This is a genomic window from Bradyrhizobium sp. 153 (genome assembly GCF_023073835.1).
GTDB lineage: Bacteria > Pseudomonadota > Alphaproteobacteria > Rhizobiales > Xanthobacteraceae > Bradyrhizobium.
This window is the reverse complement of sequence record NZ_JADPKH010000151.1, coordinates 1-2,394: the sequence shown is the minus strand read 5'-3', so window position 1 is coordinate 2,394 and position 2,394 is coordinate 1. Positions and strand designations below refer to the sequence as shown.

The 2,394-nt window shown below is 59.0% G+C and carries 6 protein-coding genes; 3 read left to right on the top strand and 3 right to left on the bottom strand.

The features are described 5' to 3' along the window. Positions 1-162 precede the first annotated feature (162 nt). Complete coding sequence (locus tag IVA91_RS36930; protein WP_256464567.1) at positions 163-294, top strand: hypothetical protein; 132 nt, start codon at positions 163-165, stop codon at positions 292-294. Positions 295-345: 51 nt separating this feature from the next. Here IVA91_RS36930 and IVA91_RS33725 read toward each other — a convergent pair whose 3' ends face one another. The 3 genes from IVA91_RS33725 to IVA91_RS33715 form a co-directional block, all read right to left on the bottom strand. Continuing rightward, a complete protein-coding gene (locus tag IVA91_RS33725) occupies positions 346-555 on the bottom strand; it encodes a hypothetical protein (RefSeq protein ID WP_247281007.1) in 210 nt (69 codons plus the stop codon). Positions 556-736: 181 nt separating this feature from the next. After that, positions 737-889, bottom strand: coding sequence for a hypothetical protein (locus IVA91_RS33720; protein ID WP_247417516.1), 153 nt, complete (start codon positions 887-889; stop codon positions 737-739). A gap of 57 nt (positions 890-946) precedes the next feature. Continuing rightward, positions 947-1,138, bottom strand: a complete 192-nt coding sequence (locus IVA91_RS33715; RefSeq protein ID WP_247417513.1) for a DUF3072 domain-containing protein — start codon at positions 1,136-1,138, stop codon at positions 947-949. A 317-nt stretch (positions 1,139-1,455) separates the two neighbouring features. On the opposite strand from IVA91_RS33715, the gene IVA91_RS33710 reads away from it, so the two are divergent. Further along, positions 1,456-1,680 carry a hypothetical protein gene (locus tag IVA91_RS33710; RefSeq protein ID WP_247281011.1) on the top strand — a complete coding sequence of 75 codons (225 nt, stop codon included), beginning with the start codon at positions 1,456-1,458 and terminating at the stop codon, positions 1,678-1,680. Positions 1,681-1,930: 250 nt separating this feature from the next. Beyond that, entirely contained in the window at positions 1,931-2,200 is a 270-nt protein-coding gene (locus IVA91_RS33705) for a cupin domain-containing protein (protein WP_247417510.1), read from the top strand. Positions 2,201-2,394 lie beyond the last annotated feature (194 nt).

Sequence of the window (2,394 nt, the reverse complement as noted above, 5' to 3'; positions counted from 1 at the left end):
CTTTTGGGCCGTCAAAGCCCGAAAGTTTGCAATCCCCAAGACCTTCTCGCCCCGAAAACTGATTCTTGATCAACCGCTTGGAGGTTCTTCACGGACGACCAATTAATGATCTGCTGGATGTTCTCGACGACCAAGTGCTGATCGAGGCCATGGAGAGGGAAGATGCGCAAGGCACTGGCAGAACTAAGTGAGGACGAACGTGACGTGTTGCTTTATCTCGCCGACCTCGGCACTGCAGCATGTCTCTCTGGCCTGATCGTCAGCATCATCAAGTTCATAGGCGATCAGTTTTGACAAGCCCGACTGCCCGTCTGCTTCGGCATGGAGCCACCACGGGAAAGTCCACTAGCGAACTACGCCTGCCGCATCGTCCTCGTTCGGCAAGAGCCAATCAATCGCAAGTAGGCCGGCCTCAACTACAACGAAGGCGGCAATGCCGCCGAGCAGTCCGAAGAACACAATCGAGAAGGTCGCGAGCAAAATCGCGCAGAACACGTCGGCCAGCACCTTGCAAATGCGTTGCGCCTGGTCCTGCTTGGATGTGAAGTACGGCATCTTGGCTCCTCCAGAATTTGGATCAGCCTAGCCAAAGCGAGCAGCGGTCGTCCATTCCCCATGGACGGCAGGGCCGCCGCGCACTCGCACGCTTGCATCCGTTCTGGGCAGGGGCGACCCAACAAGTGCGGCGCAGGCGGAGGAGCACCTCCGCCAGGGCGCGCAATGCGACACCAGTTGCTCAGGCGGCCTTCTCGGCCGCTTTCGCGATGATCTCGACTTCGAAGTAGCCGACGTCACGGAGCTCGGCGGCCTTCTTCTCGGCCGCTTCCCTGGTGTCCCTGTTCAATATGATCTGCCCGACACCGTCGCGGGCGCAAACGAAATAAGGCATTTCGATTCCCGATTTCGCTTGCATACACACGACCCCGGGTTCCCACAATCATGGGGGTCACTCCTCCAGCCCGGCCTTTTGCCGCATCTTGTCGATCAGCTCGGAGGCCTCGGCCTTGGTCAGCTCTTCCTCAGGCAGGTTCTGATGGGCCTGCTCGGCGAGCGTCTTGAGGTAGGATTCCTGGGCTCCTGTCATCGGGTCATCCCCGGAAACCCAGTCTTTCGGGTCCTTCTGGGTGTTGTCGGCCATCACACGTCTCCTTTTTCGTCCAACGTCTGACTCGACTCTTCGTTCCGTTTTTGTTCTCATGAGCCATATTCAAATTGCGGGGTTGAACATGCCGGACCTGGACGCTGTCAGGCGGGAGATCGAACGGATGCGCATCCAGACGGGGAGGCAGAGGAAGGAAATCCTCCAGCTACAGCGGGCTGGTCTCGGGACGGCATCGGCCGAAGCCCTGCTGTCGCGGATGGAGGCGAAGGTTGAAAGTCTCTGTGCCCAGCGGGACGCGCTGAAGAGTGCGCAGCCGCGCCAACCAAGGGCAGGGTGCTTGGCGGGAGAACGTGGTGAGCAGGCGTTGGTTCGACGACGAGCAAGGGCTCTCGCCCTTCCTGACCGCGCTCGAGGATGTTCGCCGAAAGGCGACGCGGGAGGGGTGGTGCTATCCGCACGTCCAGGCCATCATCGTGGCCATCGACCAGTATGCGGAAGCAGCGACAGGTAACCGCGAGTATTTCCTGAACAAGCCGGTTTCAATTGGCGAGAGCCGGAAGGCCAAGGACAGTCCGTGAGCAACTCAGGAAATGGGCGACGACTTACGAGGACAGTGCACTCAGTTGGCGGCGCCGGGCCGAGACCGTGTCTTTGCGCCATGGACGCGCATGATGCAGGATGCCAATTTTCACAGCTATATTGCGAGGGAGGTTTGCAATGCGACTGGCCCTTTCCATACTTGCTACCGCTTGCTTGATCGGCTCTGCGAGTTCTCAAACGTCGATTTCCAGAACGGAATTGAAGAGAGGTGATCTCACCGGAAAGGACATGGACGTCGTCGTGGTGGTCGTCGAAGTGCCTCCCGGTGAGTCGCTGGCCAAGCACATCCATCCCGGTGAGGAAATCGTCTACGTGCTGCAAGGCGCTACGCTCGATTTGCCGGATGGAAGTCATCGCGAGTTGCCCACAGGGGCTGCGATCATAAACGCGCGCGATGTGCCTCACGCCGGATTCAAGATCGGCGGTGACAGGCCGTTGAAGATGCTGAACGTCTTTGTCGTCGACAAGGGCAAGCCGATGACGGAGTTCATCAAGTAGCAACGCGTTCCTAGGTGCTGCTATGAACCGAAGGCGGGTCGTTGCAGCCTTGGAGGACCAAGGCCGCCCGCGTGAAGCCGAGGGCGATGCGATCGAGCTAGCCCGCATTTCTCACAGTATTGAGGCGCATCGGGGCGCGAATCAGCGAAAGTTCTTTTGCGAGAAGGACTTTGCGATGATTCAAGGAATGCCCC

What these genes read in the sequence shown, in the direction of transcription:
- IVA91_RS33715 (WP_247417513.1), bottom strand. Translation starts at nt 1,138, where the DNA reads ATGGCCGACAACACCCAGAAGGACCCGAAAGACTGGGTTTCCGGGGAT.
- IVA91_RS33705 (WP_247417510.1), top strand. Translation starts at nt 1,931, where the DNA reads ATGGACGTCGTCGTGGTGGTCGTCGAAGTGCCTCCCGGTGAGTCGCTG.
- IVA91_RS33720 (WP_247417516.1), bottom strand. Translation starts at nt 889, where the DNA reads ATGCCTTATTTCGTTTGCGCCCGCGACGGTGTCGGGCAGATCATATTG.
- IVA91_RS36930 (WP_256464567.1), top strand. Translation starts at nt 163, where the DNA reads ATGCGCAAGGCACTGGCAGAACTAAGTGAGGACGAACGTGACGTGTTG.
- IVA91_RS33725 (WP_247281007.1), bottom strand. Translation starts at nt 555, where the DNA reads ATGCCGTACTTCACATCCAAGCAGGACCAGGCGCAACGCATTTGCAAG.